The following is a 19,466-nucleotide window of genomic DNA, read 5'->3' as shown; positions in this document are numbered from 1 at the left end:
ACAGCCCGCCAGACCGGCGCATTGGAAAAACATGTCAAAGAAGATGCTTATCGATGCCACCCACGCCGAGGAGACTCGCGTCGTCGTGGTGGACGGAAACAAGGTCGAAGAATTCGACTTCGAGACGGTAAACAAGCGCCAGCTTGCCGGGAATATCTACCTCGCCAAGGTGACCCGGGTCGAACCCTCGCTCCAGGCGGCCTTCGTCGATTACGGTGGCAACCGGCATGGCTTTCTGGCCTTCGCCGAAATCCATCCCGACTACTACCAGATCCCCGTCGCCGACCGTAAGGCGCTGATCGAGGAAGAGCGCGCCCTTGCCCGCGCCGAGGAAGAGGAAGAGAACCGCCGCGACAGCCGTTCCGAGGGGCGCTCGGAGGGACGTTCCGAACGCGGCGATGGTCGCTCGCGCCATCGTGGCCCCAAGCCCGCCCCGGTCGAATCCCAGGATGCGGTGATCTCGGAAGACCTGCCCGCCGAGGCCGTCCCGGAAGCGGCACCCGAGGCTCCTGCCGAGGCTGTGGCTCCCGTCACTTCCGCCCCCGTCGCGGCCCCCGCCGAGATCGGTTCGATGGATGTGGTCGACCTGGGCGAGGACGAAGAGCCCCACGACCACGCCCATGACAACACCCATACCCATCACGACGACGCGCCCCGTTTCCGCGCCATCGACCACGCCGCCGACACCGACGACGAGATCGAATCCATCGCCGAGGAAGATGTCCAGGAGGAAATCTCGGCCCCGCGCAAGCCGCGCGCCCGGCGCTATAAAATCCAGGAAGTGATCAAGGTCCGGCAGATCATGCTGGTCCAGGTCGTCAAGGAAGAGCGTGGCAACAAGGGCGCCGCGCTGACCACCTATCTGTCGCTCGCCGGCCGTTACTGCGTCCTGATGCCCAACACCGCGCGCGGTGGTGGCATCTCGCGCAAGATCACCATGGCGGCCGACCGCAAGAAGCTGAAGGAAATCGCCGGAGAGCTGGAGGTGCCGGAAGGCGCGGGCCTGATCATCCGGACCGCTGGCGCCAAGCGCACCAAGCCCGAGATCAAGCGCGATTACGAATACCTCATGCGGCTTTGGGAAGAGATCCGCGAGCTGACGCTGAAGTCGATTGCTCCGGCCAAGATCTACGAGGAAGGCGACCTGATCAAGCGCACGATCCGCGACCTCTATTCCCGCGAGATCGACGAGATCCTGGTCGAAGGCGAGGCGGGCTACCGCACCGCCAAGGACTTCATGAAGATGATCATGCCCGCGCAGTCCCGCGTGGTGCAGCCCTATCACGACGCGACGCCGCTCTTCGCCCGCTACCAGGTCGAAGGCTACCTGGGTGGCATGTTCAACCCGACCGTGCAGCTGAAATCGGGCGGCTATATCGTCATCGGCGTCACCGAGGCGCTGGTCGCCATCGACGTGAACTCGGGCCGCGCGACGAAAGAGGGCTCCATCGAGGAGACCGCGCTCAAGACCAACCTCGAGGCCGCCGAAGAGATCGCCCGCCAGCTGCGCCTGCGCGACCTGGCCGGTCTGATCGTCATCGACTTCATCGACATGGAAGAGCGCCGCAACAACCTTTCGGTTGAAAAGCGCCTGAAGGACAAGCTGAAGACCGACCGCGCCCGAATCCAGGTGGGCCGCATCTCGGGCTTTGGCCTTCTGGAGATGTCGCGTCAGCGTCTGCGTCCGGGCATGCTGGAATCGACGACCCAGCCCTGCGCCCATTGCCATGGCACGGGCCTGATCCGCTCTGACGACTCCATCGGCTTGCAGGTCCTGCGCGCCCTGGAAGAAGAGGGCACGCGCAAGCGGTCGAAAGAAGTTCTGCTGCGTGCCCCCATCGGCATCGTCAACTTCCTCTTCAACCAGAAGCGCGAGCACCTGGCCCTGATCGAGGCCCGCTACGGCATGGCCGTGCGGATCGAGGCCGATCCCCATATGATCGCCCCCGATTTCACCATCGAAAAGTTCAAGACCGCGACGCGGTTTGTGCCGGAGGCGCCGGTCGTGTCGGGCAATGCCAGCCTGATGGGGGCCGCGGTCGAGGAAGAAGAACTGGACCTGGCCCTCGAAGAGATCGAGGACGAGGCCGAGGAAGAAGCGACCGAGGTCGAGACCTCCGAGACCACGGCCGAGGCTGCATCCGGTTCGGGCGGGGCCAAGAAGAAGCGCCGTCGTCGTCGCAAGAAGAAGCCTTCGGGCGCGGGGTCTTCGGCCCAGGCGGGTGACGAGGCTTCGGGTGACGAGGCCGGCGGCGACGAGGGTGACGACGAGGGGACAGCCGACGAGGGGACCGAAGAGGCCACCTCCGACGCGGCGCCTGCCGAAGCCCTGGCCGAAGTCGTGGCCGAAGCCCCGCAGCCAAGCGCAGAGCCCGAGGCGCCCAAGAAGCGGACCCGGACCTCTGCGTCGCGCGCCAAGAAGCCTGCGGCCAGTGCTGCCGAAGCCCCGGCGGTCGAAGCGGCTCCCGAGCCCGCTGCCGAAGTCGTGACCCCGGAAACACTGGCTCCCGAGGCGGAAGCTGCGGCCAAGCCCGCGCGCAAGCCCGCCACGCGGTCGCGCGCCAAGAAGCCCGCCGCAGAGGCAGTGGCAGAGGCCGTCGCAGGGCCTGTGGCAGAGGCCGCGCCTGCTTCGGTCGAGGTGGCTCCGCCGCCGGTGGAGGCGCCAAGCTTCCCCGCCGATCCCGGCCTGCAACCCGCGCCCGAGGCAGCCCTGGTGGCCGACCCCGAGGACAAGCCCGAGCCCGAGGATCCGAACAAGCCCAAGCGCAAGGGCTGGTGGTCACTGGGCCGCTGAGTGACAAAAGGCCCGGGCAAAGCGTCCCGGGCCTTTTCCTTTGGGCAAGGCGCATCGGCCTGCCCCGCCGACTGCACCGCCGCGCCAGTTTCCCGCCCAAGGTCCCGCCGACTGCACCGCCGCGCCAGTTTCCCGCCCAAGGTCCCGCCGACTGCCCTGTTGCGCTTGCGGAACGGTTCCCCTCCGCTCAGGCGCCCCGGCGGATGAGGTGAAGGGTGACCGGACCCGCGTCTCGGGCCTCGAGGTAGTCATGCCCGGCCCCGGCGCAGAAATGCGGGAGGTCGATGCGCGCCATGGCATCCGTGGCCCTGACGCAAAGGACCTGGCCCGCCGCCATGGTCATCAGCCGCTTGCGGGCCCGCAAGACGGGCAGCGGGCACAAGAGCCCTTCGCAGTCGGCAACTTCGTCCCAATCCATGGCGTCCCCCTGGCGCTTCTTGCCCTGCCCCCGGGGACAAAGGCAAGCCCAGACATGCCGCCCCGGCGCAGGCGCGTGTCCCCTGGCCTCCAGGCCATCCGCACCCGGGCCGGAGCAGCGCCCGCCCGCGCCTCCGTTCCCTGTCGCCCATCGTCGCTTTCCAGCCGTTGCCCCTTGGCCAGGCTCCGCTCCGATCCCCGGGCCGTCAGCGCAGGCCACCCAGGCGTCGGGCAATACCTCCAGGACGGGAGGGCCCGCCCCATGCCACCGCTTCCTTTCCATCCTGCCGCCCGTCGCAGCAGCGCGAGGGCCCGTCGCTGACCATGCCCTCCAAAGTCGGCAGAGCCCCAGGTCGCCATCCCCATGCAGACCGTGCAGTCGTCAGAGCCATCCCCCAAAGTCGGCAGGGCCCAGGTCGCCATCCCCATGCAGACCGTGCAGTCGGCAGGGTCATCCCCTCAAAGTCGGCAGGGCCCCAGGACGCCATCCCCGCGCAGACCGTGCAGTCGGCAAGGCCATCCCCCAAAGTCGGCAGAGCCCCAGGACGCCATCCCCGCGCAGACCGTGCAGTCGGCAGGGCCACGTCCCAAAGGCCCGAGCTTCGCGCCTTCACGATCCCGCGTCCGCTCTCTTCCCCCCCGTGACCTCCTCCGGAAAACCCGCTAAACACAGCCCATGTTCGACATCAATCTCCTGGACGCCAGTCTTGTGCCCGCCGCCTTCGCAGCCCTTGCGGCCGGCGTGCTCTCCTTCCTTTCGCCCTGCGTCCTGCCCATCGTCCCCCCCTATCTCGCCTATATGTCCGGCATCTCGGTCAAGGAGATCGGCAAACAGCGCTCCGCCCTTCCGGCCGCGCTCTTCTTCGTCCTCGGCCTCTCGACCGTCTTCCTCCTGATGGGAGCCGCCACCTCGGCCTTCGGCGCCTTCTTCCTTGGCAATGGCCAGGTCTTTGCCACGCTCTCGGCGCTTGTCGTCATGGGCTTCGGCCTGCATTTCCTCGGCATCCTGCGCCTGCCCTTCCTGATGCGAGACCTGCGGATCGAGGCGGGCGACCAGGGCGGCTCGGCCTTCGGCGCCTATATCCTGGGCCTGGCCTTCGCCTTCGGCTGGACGCCCTGCATCGGCCCGCAGCTCGGCGCCATCCTGACCATCGCAGCCCAGGAGGGCAATGTCGCCCGCGGCACGGTGCTCCTGGCCGTCTATGCGCTTGGCCTTGGCATCCCCTTCCTCCTGGTTGCGGCCTTCCTGCCCCAACTCGGCGGGACGCTGGCCTTCTTCAAGCGCCACATGGAGGCGATCGAGCGCCTCATGGGCCTTCTGCTGTGGACCATCGGCCTGATGATGCTGACCGGCGGCTTCAGCCAATTCTCCTACTGGCTCCTTGAAACCCTGCCCGCGCTTGGCGCCCTGGGTTAAGCCCCCCACGTCGCGCCGGAAATTCTCGGCGAAACCGCCTGGCGCCGGGCTGGACGCAAGCCAATGCCCTTGAATTTCCACATTCCCCGGCGAGAATGGCGGCGATGACCGAGCATGCCCCCCCTGCAACACCTCAGCCCGCCTTTCGGCGGAAGGTCTTCTATATCCCGGGCTATGACCCGATCCCCCCCCGCCGCTACCGCGAGCTCTACCGCACCGAGGGCAAGGCCCAGGCCGAGATCTCGGGCTATTCCCTCGCCCTCCAGCCGCGCGGCGGCGGCGGGCCCTATGGCTGGCGCGTCCAGGCCCGGATGCCCGACCAGCCCCCCGTCGAGGCCGAGGTCGAGGTCCTCGTCTGGTCCGACATCGTCAGCAGCTCGATGAAGACCGGGATAGTCGGGACCTATCTGCAACTGGTCCGCACCGCCGGGGCCTATATCCTGTCGGGCGCGCTCTTCCGGCTGATGCGGCTGCGCAAGGGGCCGATGATCGCCGCCCTCTATCCGATCGGCGTGCTTCTCTTGCAACTGGCCGTCTCTCTCGGCCTCGGGTTTCTCGCGGCGAAAGGGGTTTTCTGGGCGGCAAACCGGGTGCGGGGCCTTGTCGAGGTCCTGGCCATGGACAATATCCCCCCGGTCGAAACCCATTGGGCCGCCCCGGCGCTGCATCTCGCCATCGTCGCGGCCGTGACCTTCATCACGCTCACGTTCTTCCGCGCCAGGGATCACAAGATCTATGCCTGGTACCTGATGCATGACTACGCCTATTCCGCCCAGAGCCTTGGCGCCAATCCGCCCGGGCTGGAGACCCGGATCACGGCCTTTGCCCAACGCCTGCGCGAAAGCCTGGCCGACTGCGACGAGGTCCTCGTCGTCGGCCATTCCTCGGGCGCGCATCTCGCGGTCTCGATCCTCTCGGACCTCCTGCGCCAGGGCATCCCCCAGACCCCCGCCCTCTCTCTCCTGACGCTGGGCCAGGTCGTGCCCATGGTCTCTTTCCTGCCCCGGGCGCAAAGGCTGCGGGGCGACCTCGCCTTCCTGTCTGCCCAGGACCGCATCACCTGGGTCGATGTCACGGCCCCCGGCGACGGCTGCGCCTTTGCGCTTTGTGATCCGGTCAGCGTCACAGGGGTCGCACCACGGGACAAGCGCTGGCCCCTGGTGATCTCGGCCGCCTTCACCCAGACCCTCTCGCCCGAAAAATGGCGCGCGCTGCGCTGGCGCTTCTTCCGCCTGCATTTCCAATATCTCTGCGCCTTTGACCGGCCGGGCGACTACGATTACTTCCAGATCACCGCGGGCCCCCTGACGCTTGGCCAGCGCTACCAGGGCCGCGCCGCCTCGAAATCCCGGATCGAGACGCCACTTTCCGGCTGGCGCTCGACATGATCCCGCCCAAGCCCCCTTCGCGCCCCGACCGCGTCTCGCTTCTGCGCTATTTGCAGCTCTTCCGCCGCGATATCCTCTCGGCCCAGCCCGCCCGCCTCTATCACGCCTGGATGGCCGAGTTCCGCACGCCCTTCTTCCGCAGCTACATGGTCAACGACCCCGCGCTGATCGCCCGCGTCCTGACCGAGCGCCCCGACGACTTCCCCAAGTCCATGCGCATTGCCGAGGGGCTGCGCCCGCTTCTCGGCAACTCCGTCTTCCTGACGAACGGCGAGGCCTGGAAGCGCCAGCGCCGCATCATCGACCCGGCCTTCGAGGGCGGCCGCATCCGCGAGACCTTCCCGGCGATGTGGGCCGCAGGCCAGGCCGCCGTGGCCCGGCTTGCGCCCGGCGAGACCGAGATCGAAGAGCACACCTCCCACGCCGCCGCCGATGTGATCTTCCGCACGCTGTTTTCAATCCCCATCGAGGACCGGATCGCGAGCGCCACCTTCACCGAGTTCCGCGCCTATCAACGCAGCCAGCCGATCCTGAACCTGGCGGCCTTCCTGCCCCTGCCGCGCTGGTTTCCCCGCCTGCACCGCCCCGCGACCCTGGCCGCCGCCCGCCGCATCAGGGCGCTCATCACCGAGCTGACCGCGGCCCGCGCAGCCCAGATCGCCACGGGCGAGGCCCCCCAGGACCTGGCCACCAAGATCATGACGACGGCCGATCCCCTGACCGGAGAGCGCTTTACGACCGGGGAAATGGTCGACCAGGTGGCGATCTTCTTCCTGGCGGGGCACGAGACCTCCGCCTCGGCCCTGGCCTGGTCGCTTTACCTCCTGGCCACCCATCCCGAGATCCAGGACCGCGTGGCGCTCGAAGCCGCCTCCCTGCCCGAGGCCCCCGATTTCGCCGCCCTCTCCCGGCTGAAGTTCACCCGCGACGTCTTCCGCGAGGCGCTCAGGCTTTACCCGCCCGTCCCCATGATGGTGCGCGAGACGACCAGGCCCGAGACGCTCCGCGACCGCCAGGCGCCCAAGGGCTCACAGATCGTCCTCTCCCCCTGGCACCTGCATCGCCACGACCGGATCTGGCCCGATCCCGATGCCTTCGACCCCGACCGCTGGTCGCGCGAAGAAAACCGCGCCTGCGCCCGTGACGCCTGGCTGCCCTTCTCGGCGGGCCCCCGCGTCTGCACCGGGGCAGGTTTCGCCATGGTCGAGGGCCCCCTGCTCCTCGCCCTGATGACCCGCGCCTTCCATTTCGCCCCCGTGGAGGGCCAAATCCCCGTCCCCGTGGCCCATCTGACCGTCCGCGCCAAGGACGGCATCCGCCTCCACCTCACCCGCCGCTGAACGAAGGAGGTTCCCGCCTGCGCGGGAACAGCCCAGCGCGCGATCCTGGCCCAGGCTACCACCCCAAGGCCCGCCCTCCTTCACTGGTCCCCAAACATCCACGGGGTTTCCAAAGGGGAGCGTGCTCCCCTTTGGTTGGGGGGTGCGGGGGGCGAAAGCCCCCCGCTTCCTCCGGGAGGTTTCGCGGGCATGCCATGCCTGCAAAACCTCCCGGACCTCACAAGGTCGCCAAAGTCGCCCCGCCATCCAGGAGGATATTCTGCCCGACGATGAATCCCGCCTGCTGACTGCACAGAAACGCGCACATGGCCCCAAACTCCGAGGCCGTGCCGTAGCGCCGCGCGGGGATCGTCGCCATCCGCTCGGCCCGCGCCTCTTCCATGGTGATCCCCCGCGCCTTGACCACGCCACCATCCAGGGACAGCGCCCGGTCGGTGTCATGGATGCCGGGCAGCAGGTTGTTGATCGTCACGCCATGGGGCGCCACCTGGCGCGAGGTGCCGGCGACAAAGCCCGTGAGCCCGGTGCGCGCGGCGTTCGACAGGCCCAGCGAAGCAATCGGCGCCTTGACCGATTGACTGGTGATGTTCACCACCCGCCCCCAGCCCCGCGCCATCATCCCCGGCAGCACCGCCTTCATCAAGAGGATCGGCGTGAGCATATTGGCCTCGATGGCGGAAAGGTAATCCTCCCGCCCCCAGTTCTCCCAGGACCCGGGCGGAGGCCCCCCGGCATTGGTCACCAGGATATCGACCTCCCCCGCGACCTGCAGCACCTTCTGCCGCCCGACCTCGGTCGTGATATCGGCCACCACGGCCGTCACCCGCACCCCCAGCCCGGCCAGGTCCCGCGCCGTGGCCTCCAGGGCCTCGGCGCCGCGCGCGTTGATCACCAGGTCGACCCCCGCCGCCGCCAAAGCCTCGGCGCAGCCCCGGCCGAGCCCCTTGGACCCCGCCGTCACCAAGGCCCGCTTGCCCCGGATGCCCAGATCCATCGCCATCCTCCATTGTTTCCACTTGCCGCGATCCTGCCGCAAACCCGTCCCTTTGTTGACCTTTCCGCGTGGGATTGCTAGCCCTGAAGCCCCTATCCCCGGTGTTCCCATGCCCTCTTCCCCCGGCCATATCGCCCAGGTCTTCGCCGCCGAGGACATCTATGTCTCGAACGGCGCGAACCAGGGTGACGGGCTCATGGGCCCGGACGAGGTCTGCGAGGGCGATGTCTATGTCCTGCACACCCAGGCCGAACCCCTGCGGCTTGTGCTCACCCGCCCCGAGGCCGGGCGGCAAGAGGTGGGCGCGGGCTCTGGCATCGGCGCCCCCGGCACGCCGGTGCGGCTTGTCGCGCGCTACACGCTCATGGCGCCCGATGGCGACCGGGTCGAGCTTCTCCTGATCGACCTCGGAACCGAGGCCGCCGTCCTGCCGCTTTCGCCGATCGGCACGGGGGTGGATTACACGCTTCTCGCGGTCGAGGAGCCGCCCGAGAACCTGGCGCTCGCCGATCTCCTCTGCCTCTCCTTCGCGCGCGGCACGATGATCACGCTGTCCGATGGCAGCCAGCGCGCCATCGAGCAGATCGTCCCGGGTCTCGATATCCTGACCCGCGACCATGGCCGCCAGCCGGTGCGCTGGATCGGAAGGGCGCATCTGCGCGCCGTGGGGGCGACGGCGCCCGTTGTGATCTCCAAGGGCACGCTCGGCAACGAGGGCGACCTCGTCGTCTCGCAGCACCACCGGGTCTTTCTCTACCAGCGCGAGCGGGTGGCCGGGATGACGACCTCCGAGCTCCTGGTCCCCGCCCGCGACCTGATCGACGGCGAGGCGGTTTACCTGCGCGAGGGCGGCTTCGTCGACTATTTCTCCCTGGTCTTCGACCAGCACGAGATCATCTATGCCGAGGGCGTGCCCTCCGAGAGCCTCCTCGTCAACGAGGCCACGGTAAGCCGCCTGCCGCCCGAGATCGCCGCCGAGATGAAAGCCCGCTTCCCCGGCCTGAGCCAAAGCCCGCATTTCGGCTCCGAGGCCGGCCGCGACTTCCTGGAAGCGGTCGGACGCGTCCCGAAGCGCAGGGCCTGACGCCGGCGGGCAAACCGGCGCCCAACTTCCCGCATCGCAGTCAGGGGGTTTCTCAAGGGGGGCAAGCCCCCCTTGAGGCAGGGGGGTGCGGGGGGGCGGCAGCCCCCCCGCCTCCTCCCGCAGAAACCAAAGGCATTTCATGCCTTTTGTGTCTGCGGGACCCCGCTACTCCGCCAGAACCAGCCGCGCCTCATGCGCTTTCAAGGTCAACCGCGCCCCTTCGAACTCCAGGCTCGGGAAGAGCTTGTACAGCTCCGCGCGCATCTCTTCCTCCATCCCCCCCAGGGTCCGCTCGCCGGGCTGGAAGCTCTCCGACCAGGCGCCCTCTGCCATGACGAGTTCGTGGCGGTCGAAGAGAAGGTGGATATAGGTGATGCTTTCCCGCGCCACGTCCCGCACGCCGGGCAGGTGCAAGAGGTGGCAGGCGCGGACCAGGACTTCCGCCGTGCCGAACATCAGCGCCTCCCGCGCGGCGCCCATCAGCATGCGGTGCTGGCGCGAGACATCCATGCCGCGCAAGGGCAGCCCCTGCCCCAGCGCCCCCGCCCCGATCCGCACGGGCCGAAGCCCCGGGTCCGCCGCCATCTGCGCCCCCGTCACCTGCTTCTTGCCGATCCAGCGGATCGGTTGAGCCCCATGGTCGCGGGTCAGGACCAGGTCACCCACACGCAGCTTCTGCACCGGCACCGGCCCGCGCGGCGTCGCAATCCGCGTGCCGGGGGTAAAGCACATGACGATGGTCTCGATATTGGAAAAGGTCAGCTGACCCGTCACCTGGCCCTGGGCGTTCAGGAAATCGACCGTCCCGTTCTCGGGATTGTTCGGGTCGCGGTGAATGACGAAGGGCGCCTGGCCGGTCAGGTCCAGGACATCGTTGTCCCCGCCGCTTTCCTCGCCGTCGATGACATCGCCTGCCCCGCCATGGATCGTGTCCGACCCATCGCCGCCGACGAAAGTATCCGCCCCGGCATCGCCCCAGAGGACGTCATCGCCCGCGCCGCCCTGCACCAGGTCGTTGCCATCGCCGCCATAGAGCGTGTCATCGCCGTCACCGCCCTCCAGGAGGTCGGCATTGGCCCCGCCATACAGCGTGTCCGCGCCCTCGCCGCCGTAAAGCTGATCGACCCCGGCGCCGCCAAAGGCCGCGTCATTGCCCTCTCCGCCCGTGACCAGGTCGTTGCCGTCGCCGCCATGGACGCTGTCCGCCCCGGCATCGCCCGAGACCGTGTCATCCCCCGCGCCGCCCAGCACCGTATCGGCATCATTGCCGCCATAGAGGCTGTCGTTGCCCGCCAGGCCGTCGATGCTGTCATTGCCAGCGCCGCCGTAAAACACGTTGGTATAGACGTCATCGACCAGGCCGAACTGGTTGAAGCCGATCAGCGTATCGTTATAGGCCGAGCCGAAGATGCCATCGACGCCCGAGAGGACATCGCCCTGGGCATGACCGTAAAGCGCAACCCAGGTGTCGAGGTTGACATAGACCCCGGCATTTGACGCCGAATAGTCCAGGTAGTCCATCTGGGCGCCGCCATAAAGCGTATCGGCCCCCAAGCCCCCCGCCAGCGTGTCATCGCCATTGCCCGAGGCGATGTAATCCGCCCCCGCTCCGCCGTAAAAGGCATTGGCGGCATTGTCGCCATAAAGCGTGTCCGAGCCCAGGCCGCCGATCACCGCCTCGAAGCCGCTGATCGTGTCGCCGCCCGCATCGCTGCCCGAGGCGGAGTTTCCGGCCAGGTCCACCGTCACCGCGCCCGTGGCTGCGGAATAGTCCAAGACGTCGAAGCCCGCGCCGCCCTGCAAAAGGTCGCCGCTGGTGCCCCCCGCCAGGGTGTCATTGCCATCGCCGCCGTAAAGGCTGTCGGCCCCCGCGCCGCCGGACAGAAGGTCATTGCCCTGCCCGCCCGTCAGCTGGTTGGCCGCCCCGTCGCCCGTCAGCGTATCGGCGAGACCTGAGCCCGTCAGGTTCTCGATGCCCGTCAGCGTGTCGCCCGAGGCATCCCCGCCCGAACCCGTGCCGCCCAGGGTGACCGCGACCCCGGCGCCAGAGGCGCTGTAATCGGCCGTGTCGGTGCCCGTGCCGCCCTCGATCAGGTCAGACCCCGCGCCGCCCGCCAGCGTGTCGTTGCCGCCGCCCCCGGTCAGGCTATTGGCGCCCGCATCGCCCGTCAGGCTGTCGTTGCCGCTGCCGCCCGTGACCGCCTCGAAGCCGCTGATCGTGTCGCCGGCCGCGTCTCCGCCCGTGGCGCCGGTGGCCAGGTTGACCGTCACGGCGGCGGTCGAGGTCGCGTAATCCAGCCGGTCCGTGCCCAGCCCGCCGTCCAGAAGGTCGGCACCGCTGCCGCCCTGGACCAGGTCATTGCCATCGCCGCCGTAAAGGCTGTCGGACCCGGCCGCGCCGTAAAGACTGTCCGCCCCGCCCTGGCCCAGGAAGAGGTTCGCCACCCCATCCCCGGTCAGAAGGTCTCCATTGCCCGAGCCGATGACATTCTCAAAGCCCGAAATCGTGTCGCCGGTGGCATCGCCCCCGGTCACCGTCCCGGCGCCGAGGTTCACTGTCACCCCGGCGGCTGAAGTCGCATAGTCGAGCGTATCCAGCCCGCCGCCGCCCACCAGGCTGTCGGCCCCCGCTCCGCCCCCGATCGTGTCGTTGCCCAGCCCGCCGTTCAGCGTCTCGGCCCCCGCTCCGCCGCGCAGGCTGTCGTCGAGGCCCGAGCCGATCAGGACCTCGACCCCGGTCAGCGTATCGCCCGCAGCGTCTCCGCCGAGCCCCGTGCCGAGGCCAAGGTCGACCGTGACCGCCGCGCCAGAGGCGCTGTAATCGGCCGTATCCGTGCCCGCTCCGCCGTCGATCAGGTCGGCCCCGGCGCCGCCCACCAGGCTGTCATTGGCATCGCCGCCGAAAAGCCGGTCGCTGCCCGCCCCGCCGAACAGCGTATCCGCCCCGGCCAGGCCCGAAAGCGTGTTATCGCCGGTGTCTCCGGTCAGGTTGTCGGTCGAACTGCCGCCGAAAACCGCCTCGAAGCCCGAGACCGTGTCCCCCGAAGCATCCCCGCCCGAGACGGCATTGGTCGCCAGGTTCACCGTCACCGCACCGGTCGAGGCGCTGTAATCCAGCGTGTCGGCGCCCGTGCCGCCCGACAAGAGGTCCGACCCGCCGCGCCCGGCCATCAGGTCATTGCCCGCGCCGCCGTAAAGGCTGTCGGCCGCCGCGCTGCCGGTCAGCGTGTCGTCGAAATCCGACCCGATGACCTGTTCGATGCCGCTGAGCGTATCGCCCGCCGCATCCCCGCCCGCGCCTAGCCCGGTGGTCAGGTTGACCGAGACCCCGGCGCCCGAGGTCGCATAGCTGGCCAGGTCGGTGCCCGTGCTGCCGTAAAGCCCATCAGCCCCCGAACCGCCCGAGAGCGTATCGTTGCCCGACCCGCCATAAAGCGAGTCATTGCCAGCATTCCCCACAAGGGAATCGGCGCCCGTGCCTCCGGTCAGGGTATCGTTCCCCGACCCGCCCGTCAGCGTGACCAATTGATGTGCCTGCTCGTGCCTGGTGCCGGCCAGGGTCTTTTGCCCCGGTCCTGCGTCTTCTGATTACCGCCATAATGGTTAACTTTTTCGGCAAAGTCTATGGTTTTGCGACGGTAATCAGACCGAAACCTCGGCGCGGAGCGCTGCTTCGGTGATCTCGCCGCGCGCGCCCTGCATGGCGACCTGGCCGCGACGGAAGACATAGAACTGATCGGCCAGCCCATAGGCGAAGTCGAAATACTGCTCGACCAGGACGACGGCGATATCGCCCTTTTGCTTGAGGTAGGTGATCACGCGGCCGATCTGCTGGATGATATTGGGCTGGATGCCCTCGGTGGGTTCATCCAAAAGGAGAACCTTGGGCTTCATCAGCATGGCCCGCGCGATGGCCAGTTGCTGCTGCTGACCGCCGGAAAGGTCTCCGCCGCGCCGACGCGTCATGTCGCGCAGGACGGGGAAGAGGTCATAGATTTCATCCGGGATGCGGTGTTCGGACTTCGGGAGAGTGGCGTAAGCCGTCTCGAGGTTCTCTTTCACGGTCAGAAGCGGAAAGATCATCCGTCCCTGCGGCACGACGGCCACGCCGCGCGCGGCCATCTCTTGCGGCTTCAGCCGACCCAAGGTCTCGCCCCCAAGGATCACATCCCCGCCCGACCGCGCATGGGTGCCAGCCAGCGCCTTCAGGAACGAGGTCTTGCCCACCCCATTCGTCCCCATGATCACTGTGACCTCGCCGGGCTTGGCGGCAAAGTCGATGCCATGCAGGATGCGGGCGCCGCCGTAATGCAGGGTCAGTCCCTTGGTTTGCAGCATCATCCCCTCCCGAGGTAAACTTCGATGACTTGGGGGTCGGCGGTGACATGGTCCAAGGAGCCCTCGGCCAGGACCGAGCCTTCGTGCAGGACGGTCACCCGGCAGTTCAAGCGGCGGACGAAGTCCATGTCATGTTCGACCACGACGACGGCATGGGATTTCGCAAGGTCCACCAGCATGGCGGTGGTCAGCTCGCGTTCCGCGAGCGTCATGCCCGCGGCGGGTTCGTCGACCAAAAGGAGCTTCGGTTCCTGGGCCAGAAGCATGGCGATCTCCAGCCATTGCTTTTGCCCATGCGCCAGCTCTCCGGCCTTGCGGGAGAGGTGATCGGTCAGGCCCACCTTGGCCGCCAGCTCCTCGACCCTTTGCCGCCCGGCGCCGGTCAGGTGGAACCAGAGCGCGGCGAGCGGCCCGCGCGGGGATTTGAGCGCCAGCGTCAGGTTCTCGGCCACCGTCTGATCCTCGAAGACCGTGGGGCGCTGGAACTTGCGGCCCACGCCCGCGCGGGCGATCTCTGCCTCCGAGAGTTTCAGGAGCGATATCCCCTTCTCGCCCCAGGTGACGGTGCCGGAGTCGGGCCTTGTCTTGCCGGTGACGATGTCCATGAAGGTCGTCTTGCCCGCGCCATTCGGGCCGATGATGGCGCGCAGCTCGGTCGGGCCGATGGAAAAGGAGAGGTTGTTGATCGCCCGGAACCCGTCAAACGAAACGGAGACGCCGGAAACCTCCAGCAAAGCGCTCATTCCCGGGCCTCCTTTTCCATCAGGGCGCCGTCATCAGGGCCAAGGGGGGCGCCCTTGCGGTCAGGGGGTGCAATGCGGTCGAAGATGCCGCCGATACCCTTGGGGGCGAAAAGCGTCACGCAGACGAAGGCCAGGCCCAGAAGCACCTGCCACCAGTCCACCCAATCGATGGTGTAGAACCCCAGCGGGACCTGCGGCGCGCGGCCCCCTGTGAACCAGGTGGAGAGAAGCGAGACCAGGGCCGCGCCGATCACCGCGCCGTAAAGCTTGCCACGACCGCCGATGGCCACCCAGACGGCGAGGTAAATGGACGCGATGGGGGCGAGTTCGGCCGGGTTGATGATGCCGGCTTGCGGGTAGTAAAGCGCTCCGGCCAGGCCGCAGAGGACCGCCGTGGCAGTGAAGACGAAGAGCTTGAAGCCCTCGACCGGGTAGCCCAGGAAGCGCACCCGCGCCTCGTCGTCACGGATGGCGCGCAGGACCGAGCCGAATTTGCCGGAGGTGGCCCAGGCGCAGAGGAGATAGGCCAGGGCCAGGCCCAGGGCCGAGGCCCAGAAGAACCAGATCGAGAGGTCGTCCTGCGAGGTCTCGGCCAGCCCCGGCAGGTTCTGCAGGCCCGAAAGCCCGTTGTTGCCGCGAAGGCCAGAGTCGTTCTGGAAGAGGTAGAGCGAGAGCGCCAGCGTCATGGCCTGGGTCAGGATCGAGAGATAGACCCCGGTCACGCGGCTCCGGAAGGCCAGCCAGCCGAAGATCCCCGCCAGCACGCCCGGCACGAGGACGACCAGCATCAGTTGCAGGGGAAGCGAATGGGCAAAGCTCCAGACCAGCGGCAGGTCGGAGGAGCCCACGACGCCGAAGATCTGGGTCGTGACGCCCTGGGCGATCTCGATTGCGGTGGGGGGGATCGGGTCGGAGGCGAGGGCCGCGACGACGATCTCCTCGGTGCGGGCATACATCAGCCACTGGCCGATCATATAGCCGCCGAGGCCGAAGAAGGCCATGTGGCCGAGGGAGAGGATGCCCGTGTAGCCCCAGACGACATCCATGGCCAGCGCCGCGATGCACAGGCAAAGCGTCTTGCCCAGCGTCTTGACGAAGGAGGTCGACATCGCCCCCATCCCCAGCGCGGGCGAGAGGATCGTGACCACGGCGGTCAGGACGGCGAGCGCCAGGAGGAACCAGAAGACGGATGGGTTCTTGGCCAGGAAGGAACGCGGCGCGAGGGCGGCGGAGCCCCGGGGCTCTGCCCCGGACCCCGCCGGGGGCTCTGCCCCCGGACCCCCGGGATATTTTTGAAAAGATGAAAGGGGGGCCGGGGCTTGCGTGGCCGGGGTCGGGGTTTCGGTGAGGGGGAGGGTCATGTCAGTCTCCTGCCGCCCGGCCCTTGAGCGCGATGATGCCGCGCGGGCGGACCTGGATGAAGAGGATGATGAAGAGGATCATGTAGGTTTGGGCGGCGAGCGTGTTCGAGGGGTTCAGGAACTCGATGGCCTTTTGCAACCCGCCGATCATGCCGGCGCCGGCGAGGGCTCCGAAGATGTTGCCGACGCCGCCGACGACCACGGTCATGAAGCTCTGGACGATGTAATCGGCGCCAAGCTCGGAGGTGACCTTGGCGTAAAGGCCGATGGAGACGCCCGCGATGCCCGCGATGCCACTGCCCAGGCCAAAGGTCAGCATGTTGATCCGGTCGGGGTTGATCCCCATGGAGGCCGCCATGGTCGGGTTCTGCGTCACGGCGCGGACCTCTAGCCCCAGACGCGTGCGCTTCATGATATAGAGGAAGACCATGAGGAAGATCGCGGCGAGCGCGATGATGGCGAGGCGGATATAGCTGATCGAGACCACGTCGTTGAAGACCAGGGCGCCGCCCAGCCAGTCGGGCGAGGTCAGGGGCCTTGCTTGCGTGCCGAAGATGTTCTTGAAGACCTGTTGCAGGGCGATGGAGATGCCGAAGGTCGCAAGCAGCGTCTCCAGCGGGCGCTTGTAGAGGTGGCGGATCACCAGGCGCTCCATCGCGACGCCTGCGGCGAAGGTGATGACGAAGGCAAGCGGGAAGGCCAGGACCAGCGACAGGGTCTTGTCGGGGACCAGGGTCTGGACGACGAAGCCGGTATAGGCGCCCATGGTGATGAACTCGCCGTGGGCCATGTTGATGACGCGCATGACGCCGAAGGTGATGGCGAGGCCAATGGCGGCGAGGAAATAGATCGCGGCGAGGCTCACGCCGTCCATGGCGAGGTCCGCCGTGGTCATCAGGCCGACGGAGCGGTCGATGCCGCCTAGCGCCTCCAGCGCGGCTGCGGTCACCTGCGGATCGGGCTCGGCATAGGTCTCGAAGACCTGGTATTTGGCAACGGCCGCCGTGACCTCGTCGGCGGTGGCGGCGGCGGGGACGGCACCGGAGGTTTCCAGCGCGGTATAGGCCAGGTCGCGGGCCTTTTGGTCAGAAAGCTCAGCCAGGGAAATGCCGCCGACCTTGCCATCGACGATATGGGCGGCGAGGGCCTTTTTCTGCGCCTCGATGGTCAGGCGGGCGGGGGCGAGGTTGGCTGCGACCAGGAGGTCATAGGCCTCGGTCTCGGAAATGTCGCGGCCGGGGCGCAGGCTGCGGGCGATGTTGCCCGAGGGCGTCTCGGCCACTTGCCGCGTCGTGGCGACGAGGGGCGAGAGGGCGGCGCGCAGGTCGATGCCACTGTCGGAGCCGAAGCTTTGGATGGCGAGGATCCGCGCCTCGGGGGTCGGGTCGAAGCGGATGGTCAAAAGGCGTTCCAGGCGGAGTTTCTGGGCCTTGAGCGCCGGGTCGGTCTCGGTCTCGATCGCGGCGCGCAGCGGCTCCAGGCTTTCCGGGTTCGGGTCCTGGGCGATGGAATTCAGCGCGGCGGCGCGTTTCACGGGGTCGGGGTCAGAGAGGGTGAACTGCACAAGGGCGGCGGCGATCAGGCCCCGCACGCCGGCATTGGGTTTCAACTCGGTGATCTCGGCTTTCGCGGCTGTGCCTGCGGCGGCGCCAGAGAGGTCGGTCAGGGCATAACCCGCTGAATCGGGGGCCAGGATGAAGAAGGCCTTGTCGGATTTCCTTTGCCCCAGGCGTTTGTCGCCCCAGGCCTCCAGCACCTGCGCGGCCATCGGGTCTCCGCTGGCGGCCAGGGACGAAATCACCGGGCCGATGGTCTGGCGCGAGGGTTTCTCGATGGCGGCGGATTGGGCGGCGACGATCTGGGCGACCGTGTCGGCCTGCACCGGACATGCCAGGAGAAGGGCCAGAAAGGCCAGGATCAGGGCGCGCATGGGACCTCCGGAAGAGTTGGGGGCGCCGGATGGGCGCCCCCCTTGGGGCAAAAGAGCCCCGTCAGATCAGTAGTTCGACTTCAACTGGACGCAGGTCTTGGTGTCCTTGTTGTACATGCCGCACTTCAGGTCCTTCCAATCCGATTCCAGCACCGCCGATTCGGGCAGGAAGTCGGTCCAGGCATCGCCCGCGACCGGCTCGGTCTGGGAGATGATGTCGAACTGGCCATCCGCACGGATCTCGCCGATCAGCACGGGCTTGGTCAGGTGGTGGTTGGGCAGAAGCTCGGCCATGCCGCCGGTCAGGTTCGGGAACTTCTGACCGACCAGCGCATCCAGCACCGGGTCGACATCGGTCGTGCCCGCCGCCGTCACCGCATTCACCCACATGTTGAAGCCGATGTAATGGGCTTCCATCGGGTCGTTGGTGACGCGCTTGTCGTCCTTGATGAAGGCCTTCCAGTCCGCGATGAACTTGGCATTGTCGGGCGCTTCGGCGGTCTGGAAGTAGTTCCAGGCGGCCAGGTGACCGACCAGGTTCGAGGTGTCGAGGCCCGAGAGTTCCTCTTCACCGACCGAGAAGGCCACGACGGGCAGCTTGTCGGCGGTGACGCCGGCCGCCGCCAGTTCCTTGTAGAAGCCGATATTGGCGTCGCCGTTGATCGTCGAGATGACGCCGACCTTCTTGCCATCGGCGCCCAAGGCCACGACGTCGGCCACGATCTTGGCCCAGTCGGAATGGCCGAAGGGGGTGTAGTTGACGAAGATATCCTCAGCCGGGATGCCCTTGGACTTGAGGTAAGCTTCCAGGATGTTGTTCGTGGTGCGCGGATAGACATAGTCGGTGCCGAGCAGGGCGAACTTCTGGATGCCGAGCTCGTTCAGGAAGTAATCGGTGGCCGGGATCGCCTGCTGGTTCGGCGCGGCACCGGTGTAGATCACGTTCTTGGACGATTCCTCGCCCTCATACTGGACCGGATAGAACAAGAGGCCGTTCAGCTCTTCGACCACCGGCAGGACCGACTTGCGCGACACGGAGGTCCAGCAGCCGAACATGGCGGCGACCTTGTCGACGGTCAGAAGCTCGCGCGCCTTTTCGGCGAAGAGCGGCCAGTCCGAGGCCGGGTCGACGACGACGGCCTCGAGCTTCTTGCCCAGAAGGCCGCCCTTGGCGTTCTGCGCCTCGATCAGCATCAGCATCGTGTCTTTCAGCGTGGTCTCGGAAATCGCCATCGTGCCCGACAGCGAGTGCAGGATGCCGACCTTGATCGTCTCTTCCTGGGCAAAGGCCAGGCGGGCGGTCAGCGGGGCCGAGAGGGCGGCTGCGCCTCCGGCCAGAAGCATGCGGCGAGAAAGTTTCATGGGAATCCCCCGTCAGGGCTGCCCTACGGTCTTCCCATGCGGGACAGAACCGCCCATATTGGGCCGGCAGCCAGTGTTGCACCAAGGCGGTGGGGGCGAGCCTGCAAAACGAGCCCCTGCCGCCGACACCCCGGGTCGTGGCCCGGGATGGGTCAAGAAGGCGTCAAACCCCGCGCGCCTGCAACGAAAGCCCCATCGCGATTTTGCGACTTTGTGCAATTCGGCCGGGAGTGCCGTTTTTTTGGGCTCGCACTTTCTGCATCTGCACAATCCTTGGGCGACGATGTCGGAAACCGCC

At 67.5% G+C, this 19,466-nt stretch carries 13 protein-coding genes; 5 read left to right on the top strand and 8 right to left on the bottom strand.

Going from position 1 to position 19,466, the window contains the following annotated elements:
- The first annotated feature begins 31 nt into the window (after positions 1-31).
- A complete protein-coding gene (locus GV832_RS09705; RefSeq protein WP_168774661.1) occupies positions 32-2,794 on the top strand; it encodes an Rne/Rng family ribonuclease in 2,763 nt (920 codons plus the stop codon).
- 187 nt (positions 2,795-2,981) lie between these two features.
- On the opposite strand, the gene GV832_RS09700 is transcribed toward GV832_RS09705, so the two are convergent.
- A complete protein-coding gene (locus GV832_RS09700; protein ID WP_168774660.1) occupies positions 2,982-3,212 on the bottom strand; it encodes a sulfurtransferase TusA family protein in 231 nt (76 codons plus the stop codon).
- Positions 3,213-3,887: 675 nt separating this feature from the next.
- On the opposite strand from GV832_RS09700, the gene GV832_RS09695 reads away from it, so the two are divergent.
- The 3 genes from GV832_RS09695 to GV832_RS09685 all read left to right on the top strand — a co-directional run bounded on the left by GV832_RS09695 (position 3,888) and on the right by GV832_RS09685 (position 7,356).
- Positions 3,888-4,628, top strand: coding sequence for a cytochrome c biogenesis CcdA family protein (locus tag GV832_RS09695; protein WP_168774659.1), 741 nt, complete (start codon positions 3,888-3,890; stop codon positions 4,626-4,628).
- A 104-nt stretch (positions 4,629-4,732) separates the two neighbouring features.
- Complete coding sequence (locus tag GV832_RS09690) at positions 4,733-6,016, top strand: hypothetical protein (RefSeq protein WP_168774658.1); 1,284 nt, start codon at positions 4,733-4,735, stop codon at positions 6,014-6,016.
- Positions 6,013-7,356, top strand: coding sequence for a cytochrome P450 (locus GV832_RS09685; protein ID WP_168774657.1), 1,344 nt, complete (start codon positions 6,013-6,015; stop codon positions 7,354-7,356). The genes GV832_RS09690 and GV832_RS09685 overlap by 4 nt, the downstream gene beginning before the upstream one ends.
- A 217-nt stretch (positions 7,357-7,573) precedes the next feature.
- Here GV832_RS09685 and GV832_RS09680 read toward each other — a convergent pair whose 3' ends face one another.
- Complete coding sequence (locus tag GV832_RS09680; protein WP_168774656.1) at positions 7,574-8,350, bottom strand: SDR family oxidoreductase; 777 nt, start codon at positions 8,348-8,350, stop codon at positions 7,574-7,576.
- Positions 8,351-8,459: 109 nt separating this feature from the next.
- On the opposite strand from GV832_RS09680, the gene GV832_RS09675 reads away from it, so the two are divergent.
- Positions 8,460-9,434, top strand: a complete 975-nt coding sequence (locus tag GV832_RS09675) for a Hint domain-containing protein (RefSeq protein ID WP_168774655.1) — start codon at positions 8,460-8,462, stop codon at positions 9,432-9,434.
- 165 nt (positions 9,435-9,599) lie between these two features.
- Here the strand turns inward: GV832_RS09675 and GV832_RS09670 are convergent, their stop codons facing one another.
- From GV832_RS09670 to urtA, 6 genes are all read right to left on the bottom strand, one after another.
- Positions 9,600-12,959 (bottom strand): Hint domain-containing protein, encoded by a 3,360-nt coding sequence (locus tag GV832_RS09670; protein WP_168774654.1) that lies wholly within the window; start codon positions 12,957-12,959, stop codon positions 9,600-9,602.
- Positions 12,960-13,076: 117 nt separating this feature from the next.
- Positions 13,077-13,775 (bottom strand): urea ABC transporter ATP-binding subunit UrtE, encoded by a 699-nt coding sequence (gene urtE / locus GV832_RS09665; protein WP_168774653.1) that lies wholly within the window; start codon positions 13,773-13,775, stop codon positions 13,077-13,079.
- Positions 13,772-14,515: an urea ABC transporter ATP-binding protein UrtD gene (urtD, locus tag GV832_RS09660; protein WP_168774652.1), complete on the bottom strand. Its 744-nt coding sequence runs from the start codon at positions 14,513-14,515 to the stop codon at positions 13,772-13,774. The genes urtE and urtD overlap by 4 nt, the downstream gene beginning before the upstream one ends.
- On the bottom strand, positions 14,512-15,876 hold the full coding sequence (gene urtC / locus GV832_RS09655; protein ID WP_168774651.1) for an urea ABC transporter permease subunit UrtC: 1,365 nt from the start codon (positions 15,874-15,876) through the stop codon (positions 14,512-14,514). Before urtC ends, urtD begins: the two co-directional genes overlap by 4 nt.
- 1 nt (position 15,877) lies before the next feature.
- Positions 15,878-17,806: an urea ABC transporter permease subunit UrtB gene (gene urtB / locus GV832_RS09650; protein WP_168774650.1), complete on the bottom strand. Its 1,929-nt coding sequence runs from the start codon at positions 17,804-17,806 to the stop codon at positions 15,878-15,880.
- Between the two features lie 66 nt (positions 17,807-17,872).
- Entirely contained in the window at positions 17,873-19,168 is a 1,296-nt protein-coding gene (gene urtA / locus GV832_RS09645; RefSeq protein ID WP_168774649.1) for an urea ABC transporter substrate-binding protein, read from the bottom strand.
- Positions 19,169-19,466 lie beyond the last annotated feature (298 nt).

Source organism: Stagnihabitans tardus (assembly GCF_009925085.1).
GTDB lineage: Bacteria > Pseudomonadota > Alphaproteobacteria > Rhodobacterales > Rhodobacteraceae > Stagnihabitans > Stagnihabitans tardus.
Note: the sequence above shows the minus strand (reverse complement) of the source record. Positions and strands in the feature narration are given on the sequence as shown.

Coding starts and splice junctions, on each gene's coding strand:
- GV832_RS09705 (WP_168774661.1), top strand. CDS start 32: ATGTCAAAGAAGATGCTTATCGATGCCACCCACGCCGAGGAGACTCGC.
- GV832_RS09700 (WP_168774660.1), bottom strand. CDS start 3,212: ATGGATTGGGACGAAGTTGCCGACTGCGAAGGGCTCTTGTGCCCGCTG.
- GV832_RS09695 (WP_168774659.1), top strand. CDS start 3,888: ATGTTCGACATCAATCTCCTGGACGCCAGTCTTGTGCCCGCCGCCTTC.
- GV832_RS09690 (WP_168774658.1), top strand. CDS start 4,733: ATGACCGAGCATGCCCCCCCTGCAACACCTCAGCCCGCCTTTCGGCGG.
- GV832_RS09685 (WP_168774657.1), top strand. CDS start 6,013: ATGATCCCGCCCAAGCCCCCTTCGCGCCCCGACCGCGTCTCGCTTCTG.
- GV832_RS09680 (WP_168774656.1), bottom strand. CDS start 8,350: ATGGATCTGGGCATCCGGGGCAAGCGGGCCTTGGTGACGGCGGGGTCC.
- GV832_RS09675 (WP_168774655.1), top strand. CDS start 8,460: ATGCCCTCTTCCCCCGGCCATATCGCCCAGGTCTTCGCCGCCGAGGAC.
- urtE (WP_168774653.1), bottom strand. CDS start 13,775: ATGATGCTGCAAACCAAGGGACTGACCCTGCATTACGGCGGCGCCCGC.
- urtD (WP_168774652.1), bottom strand. CDS start 14,515: ATGAGCGCTTTGCTGGAGGTTTCCGGCGTCTCCGTTTCGTTTGACGGG.
- urtC (WP_168774651.1), bottom strand. CDS start 15,876: ATGACCCTCCCCCTCACCGAAACCCCGACCCCGGCCACGCAAGCCCCG.
- urtB (WP_168774650.1), bottom strand. CDS start 17,806: ATGCGCGCCCTGATCCTGGCCTTTCTGGCCCTTCTCCTGGCATGTCCG.
- urtA (WP_168774649.1), bottom strand. CDS start 19,168: ATGAAACTTTCTCGCCGCATGCTTCTGGCCGGAGGCGCAGCCGCCCTC.